At 67.8% G+C, this 16,999-nt stretch carries 17 protein-coding genes; 4 read left to right on the top strand and 13 right to left on the bottom strand.

All coding sequences use genetic code 11. The features are described from left to right. The first annotated feature begins 24 nt into the window (after window positions 1–24). From lpxA to lpxB, 3 genes are read left to right on the top strand one after another with little or no spacing between them, the layout of a single operon-like run. Window positions 25–834 carry an acyl-ACP--UDP-N-acetylglucosamine O-acyltransferase gene (gene lpxA / locus ASE66_RS27470; protein WP_057192872.1) on the top strand — a complete coding sequence of 270 codons (810 nt, stop codon included), beginning with the start codon at window positions 25–27 and terminating at the stop codon, window positions 832–834. Further along, window positions 831–1,700, top strand: a complete 870-nt coding sequence (locus ASE66_RS27465; RefSeq protein ID WP_057192871.1) for an LpxI family protein — start codon at window positions 831–833, stop codon at window positions 1,698–1,700. The genes lpxA and ASE66_RS27465 overlap by 4 nt, the downstream gene beginning before the upstream one ends. Then, the gene (gene lpxB, locus ASE66_RS27460) at window positions 1,697–2,872 is read left to right on the top strand and encodes a lipid-A-disaccharide synthase (protein ID WP_057192870.1); all 1,176 of its coding nucleotides are present in this window, start codon (window positions 1,697–1,699) and stop codon (window positions 2,870–2,872) included. Before ASE66_RS27465 ends, lpxB begins: the two co-directional genes overlap by 4 nt. 3 nt (window positions 2,873–2,875) lie before the next feature. Here lpxB and ASE66_RS27455 read toward each other — a convergent pair whose 3' ends face one another. The 3 genes from ASE66_RS27455 to gltX all read right to left on the bottom strand — a co-directional run bounded on the left by ASE66_RS27455 (window position 2,876) and on the right by gltX (window position 6,986). Then, window positions 2,876–3,868, bottom strand: coding sequence for a Bug family tripartite tricarboxylate transporter substrate binding protein (locus ASE66_RS27455; RefSeq protein WP_057192869.1), 993 nt, complete (start codon window positions 3,866–3,868; stop codon window positions 2,876–2,878). Window positions 3,869–4,009: 141 nt separating this feature from the next. Then, entirely contained in the window at window positions 4,010–5,299 is a 1,290-nt protein-coding gene (gltA, locus tag ASE66_RS27450) for a citrate synthase (RefSeq protein WP_057192868.1), read from the bottom strand. Between the two features lie 268 nt (window positions 5,300–5,567). Beyond that, window positions 5,568–6,986 carry a glutamate--tRNA ligase gene (gltX, locus tag ASE66_RS27445; RefSeq protein WP_057192867.1) on the bottom strand — a complete coding sequence of 473 codons (1,419 nt, stop codon included), beginning with the start codon at window positions 6,984–6,986 and terminating at the stop codon, window positions 5,568–5,570. Between the two features lie 158 nt (window positions 6,987–7,144). Here gltX and ASE66_RS27440 point away from each other — a divergent pair, with 158 nt between their 5' ends. Then, the gene (locus tag ASE66_RS27440) at window positions 7,145–9,418 is read left to right on the top strand and encodes a ComEC/Rec2 family competence protein (RefSeq protein ID WP_156412349.1); all 2,274 of its coding nucleotides are present in this window, start codon (window positions 7,145–7,147) and stop codon (window positions 9,416–9,418) included. Here the strand turns inward: ASE66_RS27440 and lexA are convergent. The 10 genes from lexA to ASE66_RS27390 all read right to left on the bottom strand — a co-directional run bounded on the left by lexA (window position 9,412) and on the right by ASE66_RS27390 (window position 16,931). Beyond that, window positions 9,412–10,143 (bottom strand): transcriptional repressor LexA, encoded by a 732-nt coding sequence (gene lexA / locus ASE66_RS27435; protein WP_057192866.1) that lies wholly within the window; start codon window positions 10,141–10,143, stop codon window positions 9,412–9,414. The two genes, ASE66_RS27440 and lexA, sit on opposite strands and share 7 nt — an antisense overlap. A gap of 102 nt (window positions 10,144–10,245) precedes the next feature. After that, window positions 10,246–11,457 carry a gephyrin-like molybdotransferase Glp gene (gene glp, locus ASE66_RS27430; RefSeq protein WP_057192865.1) on the bottom strand — a complete coding sequence of 404 codons (1,212 nt, stop codon included), beginning with the start codon at window positions 11,455–11,457 and terminating at the stop codon, window positions 10,246–10,248. Then, window positions 11,454–11,942 carry a cyclic pyranopterin monophosphate synthase MoaC gene (gene moaC, locus ASE66_RS27425; protein ID WP_082613762.1) on the bottom strand — a complete coding sequence of 163 codons (489 nt, stop codon included), beginning with the start codon at window positions 11,940–11,942 and terminating at the stop codon, window positions 11,454–11,456. Before moaC ends, glp begins: the two co-directional genes overlap by 4 nt. Further along, entirely contained in the window at window positions 11,939–12,808 is an 870-nt protein-coding gene (trpC, locus tag ASE66_RS27420) for an indole-3-glycerol phosphate synthase TrpC (protein WP_082613761.1), read from the bottom strand. The genes moaC and trpC overlap by 4 nt, the downstream gene beginning before the upstream one ends. A gap of 8 nt (window positions 12,809–12,816) precedes the next feature. Then, complete coding sequence (gene trpD / locus ASE66_RS27415; RefSeq protein WP_057192864.1) at window positions 12,817–13,830, bottom strand: anthranilate phosphoribosyltransferase; 1,014 nt, start codon at window positions 13,828–13,830, stop codon at window positions 12,817–12,819. A gap of 14 nt (window positions 13,831–13,844) precedes the next feature. Further along, window positions 13,845–14,462 (bottom strand): anthranilate synthase component II, encoded by a 618-nt coding sequence (locus ASE66_RS27410; RefSeq protein WP_057192863.1) that lies wholly within the window; start codon window positions 14,460–14,462, stop codon window positions 13,845–13,847. Between the two features lie 134 nt (window positions 14,463–14,596). Beyond that, window positions 14,597–15,133 (bottom strand): DUF1579 domain-containing protein, encoded by a 537-nt coding sequence (locus ASE66_RS27405; protein WP_244495078.1) that lies wholly within the window; start codon window positions 15,131–15,133, stop codon window positions 14,597–14,599. 54 nt (window positions 15,134–15,187) lie between these two features. Further along, entirely contained in the window at window positions 15,188–15,739 is a 552-nt protein-coding gene (locus tag ASE66_RS27400) for an SRPBCC family protein (protein WP_057192862.1), read from the bottom strand. 125 nt (window positions 15,740–15,864) lie between these two features. Beyond that, window positions 15,865–16,131, bottom strand: a complete 267-nt coding sequence (locus ASE66_RS27395) for a hypothetical protein (RefSeq protein ID WP_057192861.1) — start codon at window positions 16,129–16,131, stop codon at window positions 15,865–15,867. Window positions 16,132–16,154: 23 nt separating this feature from the next. Further along, window positions 16,155–16,931, bottom strand: a complete 777-nt coding sequence (locus ASE66_RS27390) for a DUF899 domain-containing protein (protein ID WP_057192860.1) — start codon at window positions 16,929–16,931, stop codon at window positions 16,155–16,157. Window positions 16,932–16,999: the final 68 nt, after the last annotated feature.

The following is a 16,999-nucleotide window of genomic DNA, read 5'->3' as shown; positions in this document are numbered from 1 at the left end:
CCCGGCCAGACGCAGGACCCTGCCATGAACACCTCGATCCATCCGATGGCGATCGTCGATCCGGCCGCCAAGCTGGGTGTGGGCGTCAAGATCGGCCCGTTCTGTACCGTTGGTCCCGATGTCGCCCTCGGCGACGGCGTCGAGCTGATCAGCCATGTCGTCGTCGCCGGCCGCACGACGATCGGTCCGCGCACCAAGGTCTACCCCTTCGCCTCGATCGGCCACCCGCCGCAGGATTTGAAGTACAAGGGCGAGCCTTCTACGCTGACGATCGGCGCCGACTGCGTGATCCGCGAAGGCGTGACGATGAATCCCGGCACCGAAGGCGGCGGCATGAAGACCGTCATCGGCGATCGCGGCCTGTTCCTGGCCAATTCGCATGTCGGCCATGACAGCGTGATCGGCAACAACGTCATCTTCTCGAACAATGTCATGTGCGCCGGCCACGTCACCGTCGGTGATTTCGTCATCGTCAGCGGTGGCACCGGGTTGCAACAGTTCGTTCGGATCGGCGATCACGCTTTCATCGGCGGCGGCTCCGGCGTTCTGCTCGACGTCATCCCGTTCGGGATGGTCCGTGACAACCCGGCTCACCTCGCCGGGCTCAACCTCGTCGGCCTCAGGCGGCGCGGTTTCTCGCGCGAGCAGATCCACGAATTGCGCCGGGCCTATCGCCTGCTGTTCGCCGACGAAGGAACACTCTCGGAGCGGGTCGAAGACGTTGCCACCGAGTTCGCCGAACATCCGCTGATCCACGAGATCCTCGACTTCATCCGCGCCGGCGGCGACCGTGGGATTTCGGTGCCGCGCGACGTCAACGCGCCCGAGCGGTGAGCGCAGGAACGGCCGACGCAGCTGGCCGACCGCAGGGGCGACGCGTCGCGATCCTGGCCGGCCGTGGCGAATTTCCGCTGCGGGTTGCCAGCGCGGCCACGGCGCAGGGCGCAAACGTTTATGTGGCGATCCTCTCCGGCGCCGCCGATCCGGCCGACTACGCCAGCTATGATGCCCGGGAGTACCGTCTCGGCCAGCTCGGGCGCTTTCTCGACGAGGTCAAGCGCCGCGAGATCGACGAGATCGTCATGGTCGGTGCCCTGCCGCGGCCGAGCTTCGGCGCGCTGGCGCCGGAACTGTCGACCCTGAAATACCTGCCTCACTTCGCCCGCGCCTTCCAGGGCGGCGACGACCATCTGTTGCGCGGCGTCGTCAGCTTTTTCGAGGGCCAGGGGTTGCGCGTGCTCGGGCCGGCCGACATCGCGCCTGATCTCGTCGCTCCCGTTGGAGCACTGGGGCGCCACAAGCCTTCCGCCGTCGCGCGCGAGGCGATCGCGACCGGTTTCAACCTGCTCGCAGCGCTCTCGCCGTTCGATATGGGACAAGCGGCGATCGTCGCCGATCATCGCGTCGTTGCCGTCGAGGCAGCCGAGGGCACCGACGCGATGATCGAGCGCGTCGCCGGTCTCGTCCAGGCCGGACGCCTGAAGCTCGGCAAAGGCGACGGCGTGCTCGTCAAGGCGCCCAAGCTCGGACAGGATCTCAGGGTCGACATGCCGGCGATCGGCCTGGACACGGTGACGCGCGTGGCGGCTGCCGGTCTTGCCGGCATCGCGGTCAAGGCCGGCAAGGTGCTGGTCGGCGACCGGCAGCGGCTGGTTACGCTCGCGGACGCCTCTGGCCTGTTCATCGAGGGCGTGGCGTGATCCGCCCGTTCAGGCTCTTCATCGTGGCTGGCGAAGCTTCGGGCGATGCCCTCGGCACACGTTTCGTAGCGCGGCTGCGTGAGGTTCTGGGCGATCGACCGCTGGAATTGTCCGGCGTCGGCGGCGAGGCGCTGATCGCGGAGGGGCTGCACAGCATCTTCCCGCAGGAGGACATTGCCGTGATGGGCTTCGGCCCGGTGGTGGCGCGTCTGCCGCTGCTGCTGCGCCGGATCTCGGACGCGGCGCGGGCCGCTGCCGCCTTCGCGCCCGACCTGCTCCTGACCATCGACGCGCCCGATTTCAACCTGCGCGTCGCGAAGAAGCTTCGGCAGCTCGCGCCGGCCGTGCCGACCGCTCATTGGGTCTGCCCGAGCGTCTGGGCCTGGCGGCAAGGAAGAGCCAGGCGGATGAAGCCGCATGTCGACCGGATCCTGGCGCTGCTGCCGTTCGAGCCGGCGGCGCTGGAGCGGCTCGGCGGACCGCAGACCGTCTATGTCGGCCACCCGCTGATCGAGCGGCTGCAGGACTATCGACCAGGGCCGGGGGAGGCGGCGCGGCGTGGCGACGCCGAGGCGCCGACCATCCTGGTGCTGCCCGGCAGCCGGCGCTCGGAGATCCATCACCTGATGCCGCCCTTCGGCGAGGCGGTCGCGCTCGTCGCCGAGCGACTGCCGCAGGCGCGTTTCGTGCTCCCGGCGGTATCGCACCTGGTGAAGGAGATCACGGCGCTTACAGCCGATTGGCGTATCAAGCCGGAGATCGTGGCGGGCGAGGCGGCGAAGCTCGCGGCTTTTCGGCAGGCCAGGGCGGCGCTGGCCGCCTCGGGAACCGTGACGCTCGAACTCGCGTTGGCGCAAGTACCGACGGTGGCAGCTTATAGAGGGGCGGGCTGGGAGGCCGTGCTGGCGCGGCGGCTGATCAAGTTGCCGACCGTGATCTTGCCGAACCTGATCATGGGCGAGAGCGTGGTGCCGGAGTTCATCCAGAACGCCGCCTCGCCACAGGCCTTGGCCGGGGCGCTTCTCGCCGCGATCGCCGATGGCCCGGCACGCCAGCGCCAGCTCGATGGTTTCGCGGCGGTCGAGCAGGATATGCGTAGCGCGGGGCCGAGCCCGGCGGCGAACGCCGTCAGCGCGGCGCTCGCCCTCGTTCGGGATCCTGTCGGCGGCTAGTCGTCACTCCACGACAGCGCCTGAGGCCTTGGCGATCGGCGCCCATTTCGCCAGCTCGGCCTTGACGTGCTCGGCCAGTGCTTCCGGCGTCGAGCCGACGATCACGGCGCTGATATCCTCCAGGCGCTGCTTCACATGTGCGTCCTTCACGGCCGCGTTGGCGGTGGCGTTGAGCTTGTCGACGATCGGGCGCGGCAAATTGGCCGGGCCGAACAGCGCGTTCCAGGTATAGGTCTCGTAGCCGGCGAGCCCGCCCTCGGCGAGGGTCGGCAAGTCCGGGAAGGACGAGACCCGCTCCTTGGTGGTGACGCCGATGGCGCGCAACTGCCCGCTGCGGATGAACTGGGCCGAAGAGGGCAGGTTGTCGAACATGATCGGCACCGCGCCGGAGACGACGTCGTTCAGCGCCGGGCCGGCGCCGCGATAGGGCACATGGTTCATGCTGACGCCGCCGAGCGACTTGAACAGTTCGCCGGAGAGGTGCAGCGGCGTGCCGACGCCGGAGGAGGCGTAGGAATACTTGCCAGGATTGTCCTTCAGCAGCTTTATCACTTCCGGCACGGTCTTGGCCGGGAAGCCCGGATGCACGACCATGACGTTCGGCACTACCGCCAGCAGCGAGATCGGGGTGAAATCCTTGACGGCGTCGAAGGTCACGGTCTTCAGGATCGCCGGGTTGAGCGCATGGGTCGCGATCGTGCCCATCAGAATCGTATAGCCATCAGGTGTGGCACGGGCGACCGCGGTCGAGCCGATATTGCCGCCGGCGCCAGCGCGGTTGTCGATCACGATCGACTGGCCGAGCAGTTCGCCCATCTTCTGGCCGACGAGGCGGGCGACGATGTCGGTCGAGCCGCCGGCGGCGAAGGGCACGATCAGCGAGATCGGCCGCGTCGGGAACTGCGCCTGCGCTGACACCGAGCCGGCCGCGCCGGCGAAGGGCAGGGCGGTGGCACCGGCGAGGAAGCCGCGGCGGCTGAGACCCTCAGTCGACATGAGCGATGAACCTTTCAAAATGGGTCGGCGACTGTAACGCGCCGAGCGCAACCATCATCTGCGTTTGATGCATCAATCAGCAGAAACAATAAAGGCCGCGACGGGGTTCCGTCGCGGCCTCGTTCCTAAAGGCAGTGCCGTTCAGCGGCGGCCGATCGGGGTGTAGTCGCGCTTGGGCGCGCCGGTGTAGAGCTGGCGCGGACGGCCGATGCGCTGGGACGGATCCTCGATCATCTCCTTCCACTGCGCGATCCAGCCGATGCTGCGCGCCAGCGCGAACAGCGCGGTGAACATCGAGGTCGGGAAGCCCATCGCCTTCAAGGTGATGCCCGAATAGAAATCGATGTTCGGATAGAGCTTCTTCTCGATGAAGTACTCGTCGTGCAGGGCGATGCGCTCAAGCTCCATCGCGACGTCGAGCAGCGGATCGTCCTTGATGCCGAGCTCGGCCAGGACCTCATGCGTGGTCTTCTGCATGATCTTGGCGCGCGGATCGTAGTTCTTGTAGACCCGGTGACCGAAGCCCATCAGGCGGAACGGATCGTTCTTGTCCTTGGCCTTGGCGATGTATTTCGGGATGTTGTCGACGCTGCCGATCTCCTCGAGCATCTTCAGCGCCGCTTCGTTGGCGCCGCCATGCGCCGGCCCCCACAGGCACGCGACGCCGGCGGCGATGCAGGCGAAGGGATTGGCGCCCGACGAGCCGGCGAGCCGGACCGTCGAGGTCGAGGCGTTCTGCTCATGGTCGGCGTGCAGGATGAATATCCGGTCGAGCGCCCGCGAGAGCACCGGGTTGACCTTGTACTCCTCGGCCGGCACCGCGAAGCACATGCGCAGGAAGTTCGAGGTGTAGTCCAGCGAGTTGAGCGGATACACGAAGGGCTGGCCGATGGTGTACTTGTAGGCCATCGCCGCCAGCGTCGGCATCTTCGCGATCATCCGCATCGAAGCGATCATGCGCTGCTGCGGGTCGGAGATGTCGGTCGAGTCGTGGTAGAAGGCCGACATCGCGCCGACCGAGGCGACCAGTACCGCCATCGGGTGCGCGTCGCGGCGGAAGCCCTGGAAGAAGCGAGCCATCTGCTCGTGCACCATGGTGTGGCGCGTGACGCGATAGTCGAAATCCGCCTTCTGCGCCGCCGTCGGCAGCTCGCCGTAGAGCAGCAGGTGGCAGGTCTCGAGGAAGTCGCCATGCTCGGCGAGCTGCTCGATCGGATAGCCGCGATAGAGCAGCACGCCCTCGTCGCCGTCGATATAGGTGATCTGCGACTCGCAGCTCGCCGTCGAGGTGAAGCCGGGATCGTAGGTGAACATCCCGGTCTGGCCGTAGAGCTTGGCGATGTCGATGACCGACGGCCCGATCGAACCTGTTTTGATCGGCATGTCGACGGCCTTGCCGTCGACAGTCAACTGACTGGTAGTTCCGCTCATGGATCCGATCCTTTCAGGCTCGTTCTTCAGTCATTCCCCGGCGGACGGAGCGCCGGCTGCTTGTCGCGTTCCGGCGTCATCCGAACGTCCCACGATGACGGCTCCATGACGGGAATGTCGGAGGCGGGCAGGCGGGAAGGGGTCATCGGACTGATTTTGAAGCATTTTTTGTGCCGGACCGGCAGCGGGAGCCGCCGGTCCGCAGCGCGTTGCTAGACCAATTCCGCGAGGCGTTCAACCAAGCGGTCATTAGCCTTTCTGCCGGCCTTCAGGCCGCGTCGGCAAGCCGCGCCAGCACCTCGTCGCGGCCGAGCACCGCCATCACGTCGAACAGGCCGGGCGAGGTGGTCTTGCCGGTCAGCGCCGCGCGCAGGGGCTGCGCGACCTGACCGAGCTTGACGCCGCTCTCCTCGGCGAAATCGCGGATCGCGCTCTCCAGCGGCGGCGGCGCCCAGTCGGCGACTTCCGAGAGCTTCTGCGCCAGCTTCGGCATACGCTGGCGCGCGGCCTCGTCGAGCAGGGCTGCCGCCTTGGGCTCGAGCGCCAGCGGGCGTTGGGCATAGAGATAGGAGGCGCTGTCGATCAGCTCGATCAGCGTCTTGGCGCGCTCCTTCAGCCCCGGCATCGCCGCCATCAGCTTGGCTTCCAGCTCCGGGGCCGGCTGCGTGCCGATGCCGCGCGGCGGGCCGATCTCAGACCAGATCGCCTTCAGCGCGATCATCAATTCGTGATCCTTGGCCTCGCGCATGTAGAGACCATTGAGGTTCTCGAGCTTGGCGTAGTCGAAGCGGGCCGGCGAGCGGCCGATCGAGGAGAGGTTGAACAGCGAGATCATCTCTTCAGGGGAGAAGATCTCCTGGTCGCCATGGCTCCAGCCGAGGCGCAGCAGGTAATTGCGCAACGCGACCGGCAGATAGCCCATCGAGCGATAGGCCTCGATGCCGAGCGCGCCATGCCGCTTCGACAATTTGGCGCCGTCCGCCCCGTGGATCAGCGGGATGTGCGACATGCTGGGAACGGTCCAGCCCATCGCCTGGTAAATCTGCGTCTGGCGGGCGGCATTGGTCAGGTGGTCCGAGCCGCGGATGATATGGGTGATGCCCATGTCGTGATCGTCGACGACGACGGCGAGCATATAGGTCGGGTTGCCGTCGGAGCGCAGCAGCACGAGGTCGTCGAGGTTCTCGTTCTGCCAGGTGACGCGGCCCTGGACCTCGTCTTCGACGACGGTCTCGCCGGTCTGCTCGGCCTTGAGGCGGATCACCGGCTTGACGCCTTCGGGCGCGGTCGCGGGATCGCGGTCGCGCCAGCGCCCGTCATAGCGCCACTGCTTGCCCTCGGCGCGGGCAGCTTCGCGCTCCGCCTCGAGCTCCTGCGGGGTCGCGTAGCAATAATAAGCCTTGCCGGCCGCCAGCATCTGCTCGGCGACCTCGCGATGGCGGGCGGCGCGCTGGAACTGGTAGACGGTCTGCCCGTCCCAATCGAGGCCGAGCCAGGCGAGGCCGTCGAGGATCGCGGCGATGGCGCCTTCGGTCGAGCGTTCGCGGTCGGTATCCTCGATGCGCAGCAGCATCTTGCCGCCATGACGGCGGGCATAGAGCCAGTTGAACAACGCAGTGCGAGCACCGCCGATGTGCAGGAATCCGGTTGGCGACGGCGCGAAGCGCGTGACGACCGTGTCACTCATGAAAGGAGGCTCCGGCGGAACGGGTAAGCGTGAGGCGAGGGCGGCGTCGATGCGGGCCTCGGCCGGGGCTGACATCCGGCGCCGCCGCTGTAACATGGCTTGCCGGCTGCCGTTAAGTGCCCCTGACAAGGAGGGGGCACGATCGTCACGCGGCCGCGATGGGGGGACGGATGCTCTCCTACGGGCCAGAACAGCGCCGTAGCAGGGTGCGGGTCGCCGCGTTGGCCTTGCCGGCGCGCTTGCGGCGCGCGGCCGATTTCGCCCAGCCGCTATCCTTTCCGCTGAGCGACTGGGGTGGCCCTTTCCGCCGGGCGCTCGAAACCGAGATCGAGCGACGCCGGCTGTTCAACTGGCTGCCGGTCTGCATGGGCGCCGGAGTGCTACTCTACTTCCTCGCCGATCGCGAACCGGGGCTGGCTGCGCCCCTGGCCGGGTTGGTGCTGTGCGTGCTCGCCGCGCTGCTGATGCGGCAGCGGCGGGCTGCCATGGTGATCTGCATCGCCGCGGCTGCGGCCTTTGCCGGCTTTGCAGCCGCGACCTGGCGGACGGCAGGCATCGCGGCGCCGGCGCTCGCACGCAACCATGTCGGCAAGCTCACCGGCTTCGTCGAGACGCTCGAACAGCGCGAGAAGGGCGTGCGTGTCATCATCCAGCTCACGGACCTGCCGGGCATCGCGCCGGCGCTGCAGCCGCGACGGGTGCGCGTCACCACGCCGGTGACGACATTGAAGCCCGGCGATCACATCAGCGCGACGGCGCGCCTGTTGCCGCCGCCCGGCCCGGCGCGTCCCGGCGGCTATGATTTCGCCCGCGACGCCTTCTTCCAGGGCATCGGCGCGGTCGGCAGCATCGCCGGCAAGATCGCGCTCACGCCGGCGCCAATCCCGATGCCGCGCCGGCTCGCTCTGGCGGTCGCGATCGACCAGGCCCGCAATGCGCTGACCGAACGCATCGCGACGAGCGGCGGCGGGCAGGCAGGGGCTGTGGCCGCGGCGCTCGTCACCGGAAAGCGCGGGCTGATCAACGAAGCGACCAATAACGACCTGCGCGCCGCCGGCATCTATCACATCGTCTCGATCTCCGGCCTGCACATGGTGCTCGCCGCCGGCACGATCTTCTGGTTGGCGCGGGCGCTGCTCGCGCTGTCGCAGACGGCGGCGCTGTACTGGCCGGTGAAGAAACTGGCCGCGCTCGCCGCCATGCTCGGCGCGACGGCCTATTGCATCTTCTCCGGCTCTGATGTCGCGACCGTGCGTTCGCTGATCATGATGCTGGTGATGCTGGGGGCGATCCTGGTCGACCGGCCGGCGCTCAGCATGCGCAACCTCGCGCTCGCCGCGATCATCGTGCTGCTGCGCGAGCCGGAGGCGCTGCTCGGCCCGAGCTTCCAGATGTCGTTCGGGGCGGTGGCCGCGCTGATCGCCTTCGCCGAACGCTGGCAGGAGCGCCCGCCCGATGCCGCCGCCGCGTCCTGGCCCTGGCCACTGCGGCCGCTCTGGCTCTCGGCCGTCGGCATCCTGACCACCACCATGGTCGCGACCGTGGCGACGGCGCCCTATGGCGTCTTCCATTTCCAGACCTTCAACCCGTTCGGTCTGCTCGGCAACGCGCTGGCGCTGCCCTTCGTCTCGCTGATCGTGATGCCGGCGGCGGTCTTCGGCGTGCTCGCCTATCCGTTCGGGCTCGACTGGCCGGCCTGGGCGCTGATGGGTTGGGCCTCCGGCCTCGTGCTCCAGCTCGCCCACTGGGTCGCCGGTATCGACCGCTCGACGCTCGTGTTGCCGGCCTTCGGCTCGCTCGCCCTGATCCTGTTCTCGCTGTCGCTGCTCTGGCTGACCTTGTGGACGACGGCGCTGCGTTTCCTCGCCGCGTTGCCACTGGTCGGCGGGCTGGCGCTGGCTTCGGCTCCGTCACGGCCCGACATCCTGATCGAGCGCGACGGTTCCGGCGTGCTGGTACGCGGGCCGGAGGGGAAGATGGTGCTGGCGGGCAAGCCGAGCCGCTTCGTGCTGACGCAATGGCTTCATGCCGACGGCGATGCGCGCTCGCCCGACGATGCGGCCTTGCGCGAAGGCGCCGCCTGCGATGCCCGCGGCTGTGTCGTCCGCCTGCCGGATGGCCGCAGCGTCGCTTATACCCGCGACCGCATTGCCCTGGTCGAAGACTGCCAGCGCGCCGATCTCGTGGTGACGTCGCTTTATTGGAGCGCGCCCTGCGCGGCTCGATTAATCGACCGCAGCGCGCTCATCCGCGACGGCGCAACCGCCTATCACGCTGCCCGCGGCGGCTGGCGCGCCTATACGGCCGACGAAGTCGCGCGCCTGCGTCCCTGGACCCGTGCGCGACCGGAACCGAGGCCGGCACCAGAACCAACTCCCGCGCCGACTCCTGCGACTGCGGAGCCGGCACAGGAGGCCGAGGCGCTTCAGTAACGCCGCATCAGGTTGACGAGCCGGCCCTGGATCTTGACCCGGTCGGGTCCGAGGACGCGCGTCTCATAGGCCGGGTTGGCGGCTTCGAGCGCGATCGAGGAGCCGCGCTTGCGCAGACGCTTCAGCGTGGCTTCCTCATCGTCGATCAGGGCGACGATGATGTCGCCGGTGTTCGCCGTGTCCTGCTTACGGATCACGACGGTATCGCCGTCGAGGATGCCGGCCTCGATCATCGAATCGCCGCGAACTTCGAGCGCGTAATGTTCGCCACCGCCGAGCATATCGGCCGGCATCGAGACGCTGTGGCTGCGATCCTGGATCGCCGAGATCGGCGTGCCGGCAGCGATGCGGCCCATGACCGGTATGGAGACGGTGGAGCGCCCGTTCTCCTCGGCGCCCGCGGGGCGCGGCTTCGCCAAGGTGGCTGCCTGTGCCGACGGGGTCTGGCCGAGTCCGCCCTGGACGATCGATGGGCTGAAGCGGGCGCGCTGCGCCTGCGGTCCGCCGATCCCGTCCGGCATCTTGATGACTTCGAGGGCTCGCGCCCGGTTGGGAAGCCGGCGAATGAAGCCGCGCTCCTCGAGCGCCATGATCAGCCGGTGGATGCCGGATTTGGAGCGCAGGTCGAGCGCGTCCTTCATTTCGTCGAAGGAGGGCGGTACGCCGGATTCGCGCAGGCGCTCATGAATGAAGCGAAGCAGTTCGAACTGTTTGCGTGTCAGCATGGTCGCGCCGCTCGCCTCTCGGGCTAGAATCGAAACAAAGCACGAACACCATAACTGTTCGCTTTGTGTTCCGCAAGACGCGCCATGCGTAGGGCGAGGCGGTCAGCGTAGCCGGATGATGCGGCAGGGATCGCCCGCCTTGGCCGCCTCGGCGAAGACCGGGCGGATCACCAGCGCCTCGGCGCGCGACAGGTTCGCCAGCATCGACGAATCCTGCTTGGCGAAGGGGCGGACGCGTCGCTCGCCGTCGATCGTCTCGACTGTCGACCGCAGATAGTCCTGACGCTCGTCATTGGCCGGCAGATCGCTGGCGAGGATGGCGGGCTCGCTGCGGTCGCGCTCGAGATCGGCGATGCCGAGCAGGGCTTCGACCAGCGGCATCGCAAAGAGATGCCCGCAGACGATCGAGGAAACGGGATTGCCCGGCAGACCGAGTGCGACCATGGGCCCGAGCCGGCCCATCATCATCGGCTTGCCCGGGCGCATGGCGATCTTCCAGAAGCCGAGCGCCATGCCCTGCGCCTTCAGCGCGGCCTGGACGAGGTCGTGCTCGCCGACCGAGGCGCCGCCGAGCGTGATCAGCACGTCGGCCCTGGCCTTGAGCGCCGCCTCGATCTTGCCGGCGAGGTCGGGATGGTTGTCGCGGGCGATGCCGAGATCGAGCGCCGTGCCGCCGGCCTGCTCGACCAAGGCGGCGAGGGCGAAGCTGTTGGAGGCGACGATCTGGTCGGGACCGACCGGCTCACCCGGCAGGACGAGCTCGTCGCCGGTCGCGAGGATCGCGACCAGCGGCTTGCGGCGGACGGCGAGCGTCGGATGTCCCGCCGCCGCGGCGAGGCCGAGCGCGGCGCTATCGAGCCGGCGGCCGGCCTTCAGCAGGACCTCGCCGGCCCCAAAATCAAGCCCAGCCGGGCGGATGAACTGGCCCTTGTTCGCCGGCTTGGTGACGCGGATGACCGGGCTGCCGACGCCCTCGGCATGCTCCTGGATCAAGATCGCGTCGGCACCATCTGGAATGGGCGCGCCGGTGAAGATTCGGATGGTCTCGCCCGGGCCGACCGGACCGGAAAATCCGCGGCCGGCGGCGGATTCGCCGACGACTTTCAGCTCTTTGCCCGACTCCAGATCGGCGGCGCGGGCGGCATAGCCGTCCATGGCCGAATTGGCGAAGGGCGGCTGGGTCCTGAGCGCTACGACATCCTCAGCCAACACACGGCCGGCGCATTGCGCCAGCGGCAGCGTCTCGGCCGGCGTCGGGCCGGGCACGCTGTCGAGCAGCGCCCTGAGCGCGACGGGAACTGGGGTGAGGCTCATGCCGATGGCCCTGCGATCTCGTAGGTTCCGGATTTGCCGCCGGATTTATGCACGAGCTGGATGCCTTCGATATGCATGGCGCGATCGACCGCCTTGACCATGTCGTAGACGGTGAGGCAGGCGACGCTGACGGCGGTCAGCGCTTCCATCTCGACGCCGGTCTTGCCGGTGAGCTTGACCTCGGCGCGAACGCGCACGCCCGGCAGGGTTTCGTCGATCGACAGGTCGACCGCGATCTTCGTGAGCAGCAGCGGATGGCAGAGCGGGATCAGTTCATGCGCGCGCTTGGCGGCCATGATGCCGGCGAGACGGGCGGTGCCGAGCACGTCGCCCTTCTTGGCTTCGCCGTCGCGGACGATGGCCAACGTCTCGGCCTGCATCACGACATGGCCTTCGGCGACCGCGATGCGGACGGTCTCGGCCTTGTCGCCGACATCGACCATATGGGCCGCGCCCTTCTGGTCGAGATGGGTGAGGCGGCTCACGCCGCCGCCCCTTTTTGAGTGGTCGCATTTTCTTCACGCGAACCGGAACCCACTTCGCTTGAAAATGCTCCGGTCTTGCCAGTCAGAAGCTCGCGCGTTGCAGCCGCCACGTCTGCCTGGCGCATCAGGCTCTCGCCGACCAGGAAGGTGTTGACGCCGCAGGCCTGCAGGCGGGCGATATCGGCATGGCTGAAGATGCCGCTTTCGCCGACGAGCAAGCGGTCCTTCGGCACGCGCGGCGCCAGTCGCTCGGTGACGGCGAGGTTGAGTTCGAAGCTGCGCAGGTCGCGGTTGTTGATGCCGACCAGCCTGGTGTCGAGCGTCAGCGCGCGCTCCAGCTCGGCCTCGTCATGGACCTCGGCGAGCGCGGCCATGCCGAGCGCCTTGGCGGTGGCGACGAGCTCGCGCGCCGCGGCATCGTCGAGCGAGGCCATGATGATCAGGATGCAGTCGGCGCCCCAGCTCCGGGCTTCGAAGACCTGGTAGGGCTCGAACATGAAGTCCTTGCGCAGGCCGGGCAGGCCGGAAGCGGCGCGCGCCTCGCCAAGATATTCCGGCTGGCCCTGGAAGGAGGGCGTGTCGGTCAGGACCGAAAGGCAGGCTGCGCCGCCTTCGGCATAAGCCTTTGCCAGTGCAGGCGGGTCGAAGTCCGGCCGGATCAGCCCCTTGGAGGGGGAGGCCTTCTTGATCTCGGCGATCAGGGCCGGACCGCCGGCGCGATGCTTGGCTTCGAGCGCGCCGATGAAGTCGCGCGGCGCCGGCATCGCCGCAGCGCGCTTCTCGATCTCGGCCTGCGGCACGGCGATGCGCGCCGCCGCGATCTCCTCGCGCTTATAGGCCTCGATCCGCTTCAGGATGTCGGACATGGGCAGCCTCACGCATTGGAGCTGGCGACAAGGGTCGCGAGCGCAGCCTTGGCCTTGCCATTGTCCAGCACCGCATAGGCCTGCGCCAGCCCCTCGCCGAGCGTGGCCGCCTTGCCGGCGACGACGAGCGCCGCGGCTGCGTTGAAGGCGGCGATGTCGCGGAAGGGGATCTTGGCGCCGCCGAGCACATCCTGCAAGGCCCTGGCATTCTGCGCCGGCTCGCCGCCGCGCAGATCCTCGGGCCGGGCACGGGCGATGCCGACATCTTCGGGAGCGATCGAGAAATTCTCGATCTTGCCGTCCTTCAGCGCGACCACGCGGGTCGGGCCCGTCGTGGTGATCTCGTCGAGCCCGTCGGAGCCATGCACGGCCCAGACCGTCTTCGAACCGAGCGATTGCAGCACCTTGACCATCGGCTCGAGCCAGGTCTCGGAGAAGGCGCCGATCAGCTGCTTCTTGACGCCGGCGGGGTTGGAGAGCGGCCCGAGCAGGTTGAAGATGGTGCGGGTGCCGAGCTCGGTGCGCACCGGCGCGACATGGCGCATCGAGGCGTGATGGGTCGGCGCGAACATGAAGCCGACGCCGGCCTCTGCAATGCAGCGTTCGGTCGCGGCCGGCTCGAGCCCGACCTTGACGCCGAGCGCGGTCAGCACGTCGGCCGCGCCGGAGCGCGAGGATGCGGCGCGGTTGCCGTGCTTGGCGACCGGGACGCCGCAGGCCGCGACGATGATCGAGGCCAGCGTCGAGACGTTGTAGGAGCCCGAAGCGTCGCCACCGGTGCCGACGATGTCGATCGCGTCCGCCGGAGCATCGACGATGAGCATGCGCGAGCGCATGGCGGTGACGGCGCCGGCGATCTCCTCGGTGGTCTCGCCGCGCACGCGCAGCGCCATCAGGAAGGCGGCAGCCTGCGCATTCGTGACCTCGCCGGAGAGCATGGATTCGAAGGCGTCACGGGCCTCCTCGCGCGACAGCGAAGCGCCGGTCGCGACCTTGGCGATGAAGGGTTTGAAGTCGTCCATGGGAACTCGATCGATCAGGCTGTCGCGGAAAGGGCGGCGTTGGTGTTCTGGCGCGACCATCGCTCGGCGAGATCGAGGAAATTGCGCAGGATCGTCGCGCCGTGCTCCGAGGCGATGCTCTCGGGATGGAACTGCACGCCATGCACCGGCAGGTCGCGATGCGACAGTGCCATGATCATGCCGTCGCCGGATTCGGCCTCGATCGAGAGTTCAGCCGGGCAGCTCTCGCGCCGGACGACCAGCGAGTGATAGCGCGTCGCCTCGAGCGGGCCGTTGATGCCGTGGAACAGGCCGCGGGCCCGGTGGGTGATGGTCGAGACCTTGCCGTGCATCGGCAGCGGCGCACGCACGACCTCGCCGCCGAAGACCTGGCCGATCGCCTGCAAGCCCAGGCAGACGCCGAAGATCGGCTTTTTATCCGCGCCATCGCGCACGAGGTCGAGGCAGATGCCAGCTTCGTTCGGGGTGCAGGGGCCAGGCGAGAGCACGATCGCATCATGGTCGCCGGTAAGGGCCTCATCGACCGAGAGCGTGTCGTTGCGGCGCACATCGACCTTTGCCCCGAGCCCGCCGACCAGGTGGACCAGGTTCCAGGTGAAGCTGTCGTAATTGTCGATCAGCAGGATGCGCATCGCCTCTAGGCCGTCCCCAACCCAGTTTCTCAGGGCTGCACATGCCCCCGAACGCGCGCCCCGGTCAAGCGCGAGGGCGCGGAGCTGGTCGCTCCGCGCCCTCGGAAGTCTTCAGCCGTGTCGGCCCTGAGCCGTCACTTCACGCGGCGGTAATGCGCCGTCATGAACTGGACCCACTCGCCATCCTCGCCCTTGCCGCGTGAGGACAGGACGTGATGGTCCGGGCTCTTGATCTCGACGATGTCCTGATAGGCCGCCGTCTTGCCGGGCTTGGTGAAGTCCGGGCCTTCGGTGTCGAGGGTCAGCACTTTGCCATCGGCGCTGCGCGTGCCGGTGTAGATCCACTGATTGCCCATCATCGAACCGATGAAGGAGCCGACATAGCGCTCCTTCAGCGGATCGTAGCCGAGCGTGATCCGGGTCGTCGCCGGGCTGCCGTCCGGCATCTGGCCGGTGCCGTCGCCGACGAGCCAGAGCCCGCCGATGGAAGAGTAGGACTGCGTCCCGCTTGCCTTCATCGGCGGCTGGTCCGGACCCATCATGCACTCGGTCTCATAAGTCCATTCGCCGACGAACTGGTGGAGCCAGTCATGCTCCGCCTGGGGCTTGGCCGGCATGCAGCCGGACATGTCGGCGGCCTGCGGCTTGTCGAGTTCTGCTGCGTTGCTCATGGCTCTTCCTCCTTTGCTTGGCTTCTCTGGGGTGAACAGTCGAATGCGACGCGGTCAGGCCGCGGCAGCAACCAGTTGCGGGCGTTCAGTCGCCTGCTTGAGCGCGGCGAGGCCCTTCTCGAAATCGCCGCCGACCATGCGGTCCATGTTGAAGATCGTGCCCATGAGCTTGCCCATGAACGGGCAGGCGCCCTGCATGTGCCAGGTCACCAACGTGCCGCCCTGGTTCGGGGTGAGCGTGAAGGTGATCAGGTTGCTGCAGGCCATCGGGCGGGTCATGTCGAGCGTGACGGCGAGCTTTACCGGTGCCTGGACCTCGACGATGGCGAGCTCGCCGGTGCCGGCCTGCTTGTTGCCGTCGAAGGCGTAGACGGCGCCGACGCCGGAGGTCGCGCCCCTGAAGCTGCGCTTCATCGCCGGATCCTTCTTCTCATAGGGCGACCAGACGCCCCATTCCTGGAAGTCCGCGAGCAAAGCGAAGATGCGCTCGGGTGTCGCCCGGATCGTCGCGGAACGGCTGACCTCGAAAACGTCGGGCTTGCGTGCGGCGACAATGAGGAGGCCGGCGATAAGGGCGAGCACGGCGATGGCGATAGTGGTGAGCATGTTTTCCTCCTGTTGGCAGGCGTTTCGGGGCCGATATTCGCCCATCTGCTGCAAGGACGCTGGCGCCTTGGGCGATCCGACAGGACGAACGAAAATCTTTTCGGGCCGCGCCTGGCCTGTTTCGATCACTCGGGACGCAGGGCTTGATCGCGCTGCGCGAACTGCGGCGCGCCGCTACAGAGCGGCGCGGCCAGGACCTCGGCGAGGAGGTCGCGCTGGTTGAGACGGGCGCGCTCGGCGTAATGGCCGGCGTGCTGGCCGAGAAACAGACCTGCCGCACCCAGCAAGGCGATCGACAGGAGCGGGAGGGCGACGCCGAGCCGCCGGGCAAGCTGGCGCCGCCGTGCCAGGCCGGCTGCCAACGTCACCGCACCGAGCGAGCAGCAGATCATCGCGCCCTCCCGTTCCGCAGCTCTTATTCCGCCGCCGGGGCGTGGCAGCAGGAGGCCTCCTCGCGCCAACGGCCGGTCATGTCGGTCTTGCCGGGGGTGTCATAGCGATCGTGCGGGCGGACCCAGTCGGTCAGATTGCGGCCCGGCCCGGTCTCGTTGCGGCCTTTCGGCGTCATGTCGAGGAACATGTAGGTGCCGAGCACCTCTTCGGCGCCGCGCCCGAAGGTCGAGTAGGTCTGGTAGATCGTCCCGTCCGCATCCTTCTCGAAGACGGTGAAGCCGGAGAGGTCCTCCAGCGGCGCTCCGATCGTCTCGAAATTGTAGAAGACTTCACTGTTCGCAAGCTGTTCCGGCGTGAAGGAGACGTCGAAATCGTAGTTGAAGTCGCTGCCATGCGACGAAACCCAATGGAAGCTCCAGCCCATGCGGTGCTTGTAGGCCTCGATCTCGGCGAGCGGCGCGCGCGCCACCGCGACATAGGCGACGTCGTGCCGTTCGAGATGCCTGAGCACCCCGTCGACATGGTCGGACTCGAAGGAGCAGCCGACGCAGCCTTCGATCTGGCCGGGCGCCAGCATGAAGTGCTTGACGATGAGCTGGCTGCGGCCGCGGAAGAGCTCGGCGAGCGTCTGCTTCCCGGCCGGCGTGTCGAAAACGTAGTCCTTCCCGATCCGGATGCGCGGCAAGGCGCGGCGCTCGGCGGCGATCGCATCGCGGCGACGCGTCAGCTCCTTCTCCTTGACGAGCAGGGCCTTGCGGGCGGCGATCCAGTCTTCCTTGCTGACGGTGGTCTGCGTCATGGTCGTTCTCCTCGCTGCAATGGCCACTTCCGATCCTGGAAGTCAGGATTCCGAAGCAAGCGGTTGTC

It is taken from the genome of Allobosea sp. Root483D1 (assembly GCF_001429505.1).
Lineage (GTDB): Bacteria > Pseudomonadota > Alphaproteobacteria > Rhizobiales > Beijerinckiaceae > Allobosea.
The sequence above is the reverse complement of the archived record's forward strand: the minus strand, read 5'-3'. Positions and strand labels throughout refer to the sequence as shown.

Excerpts from the sequence above, each read along its gene's own strand:
- lpxA (WP_057192872.1), top strand. The coding sequence starts at position 25 with ATGAACACCTCGATCCATCCGATGGCGATCGTCGATCCGGCCGCCAAG.
- ASE66_RS27455 (WP_057192869.1), bottom strand. The coding sequence starts at position 3,868 with ATGTCGACTGAGGGTCTCAGCCGCCGCGGCTTCCTCGCCGGTGCCACC.
- gltA (WP_057192868.1), bottom strand. The coding sequence starts at position 5,299 with ATGAGCGGAACTACCAGTCAGTTGACTGTCGACGGCAAGGCCGTCGAC.
- gltX (WP_057192867.1), bottom strand. The coding sequence starts at position 6,986 with ATGAGTGACACGGTCGTCACGCGCTTCGCGCCGTCGCCAACCGGATTC.
- ASE66_RS27440 (WP_156412349.1), top strand. The coding sequence starts at position 7,145 with ATGGGGGGACGGATGCTCTCCTACGGGCCAGAACAGCGCCGTAGCAGG.
- lexA (WP_057192866.1), bottom strand. The coding sequence starts at position 10,143 with ATGCTGACACGCAAACAGTTCGAACTGCTTCGCTTCATTCATGAGCGC.
- glp (WP_057192865.1), bottom strand. The coding sequence starts at position 11,457 with ATGAGCCTCACCCCAGTTCCCGTCGCGCTCAGGGCGCTGCTCGACAGC.
- trpC (WP_082613761.1), bottom strand. The coding sequence starts at position 12,808 with ATGTCCGACATCCTGAAGCGGATCGAGGCCTATAAGCGCGAGGAGATC.
- trpD (WP_057192864.1), bottom strand. The coding sequence starts at position 13,830 with ATGGACGACTTCAAACCCTTCATCGCCAAGGTCGCGACCGGCGCTTCG.
- ASE66_RS27410 (WP_057192863.1), bottom strand. The coding sequence starts at position 14,462 with ATGCGCATCCTGCTGATCGACAATTACGACAGCTTCACCTGGAACCTG.
- ASE66_RS27405 (WP_244495078.1), bottom strand. The coding sequence starts at position 15,133 with ATGAGCAACGCAGCAGAACTCGACAAGCCGCAGGCCGCCGACATGTCC.
- ASE66_RS27400 (WP_057192862.1), bottom strand. The coding sequence starts at position 15,739 with ATGCTCACCACTATCGCCATCGCCGTGCTCGCCCTTATCGCCGGCCTC.
- ASE66_RS27395 (WP_057192861.1), bottom strand. The coding sequence starts at position 16,131 with ATGATCTGCTGCTCGCTCGGTGCGGTGACGTTGGCAGCCGGCCTGGCA.
- ASE66_RS27390 (WP_057192860.1), bottom strand. The coding sequence starts at position 16,931 with ATGACGCAGACCACCGTCAGCAAGGAAGACTGGATCGCCGCCCGCAAG.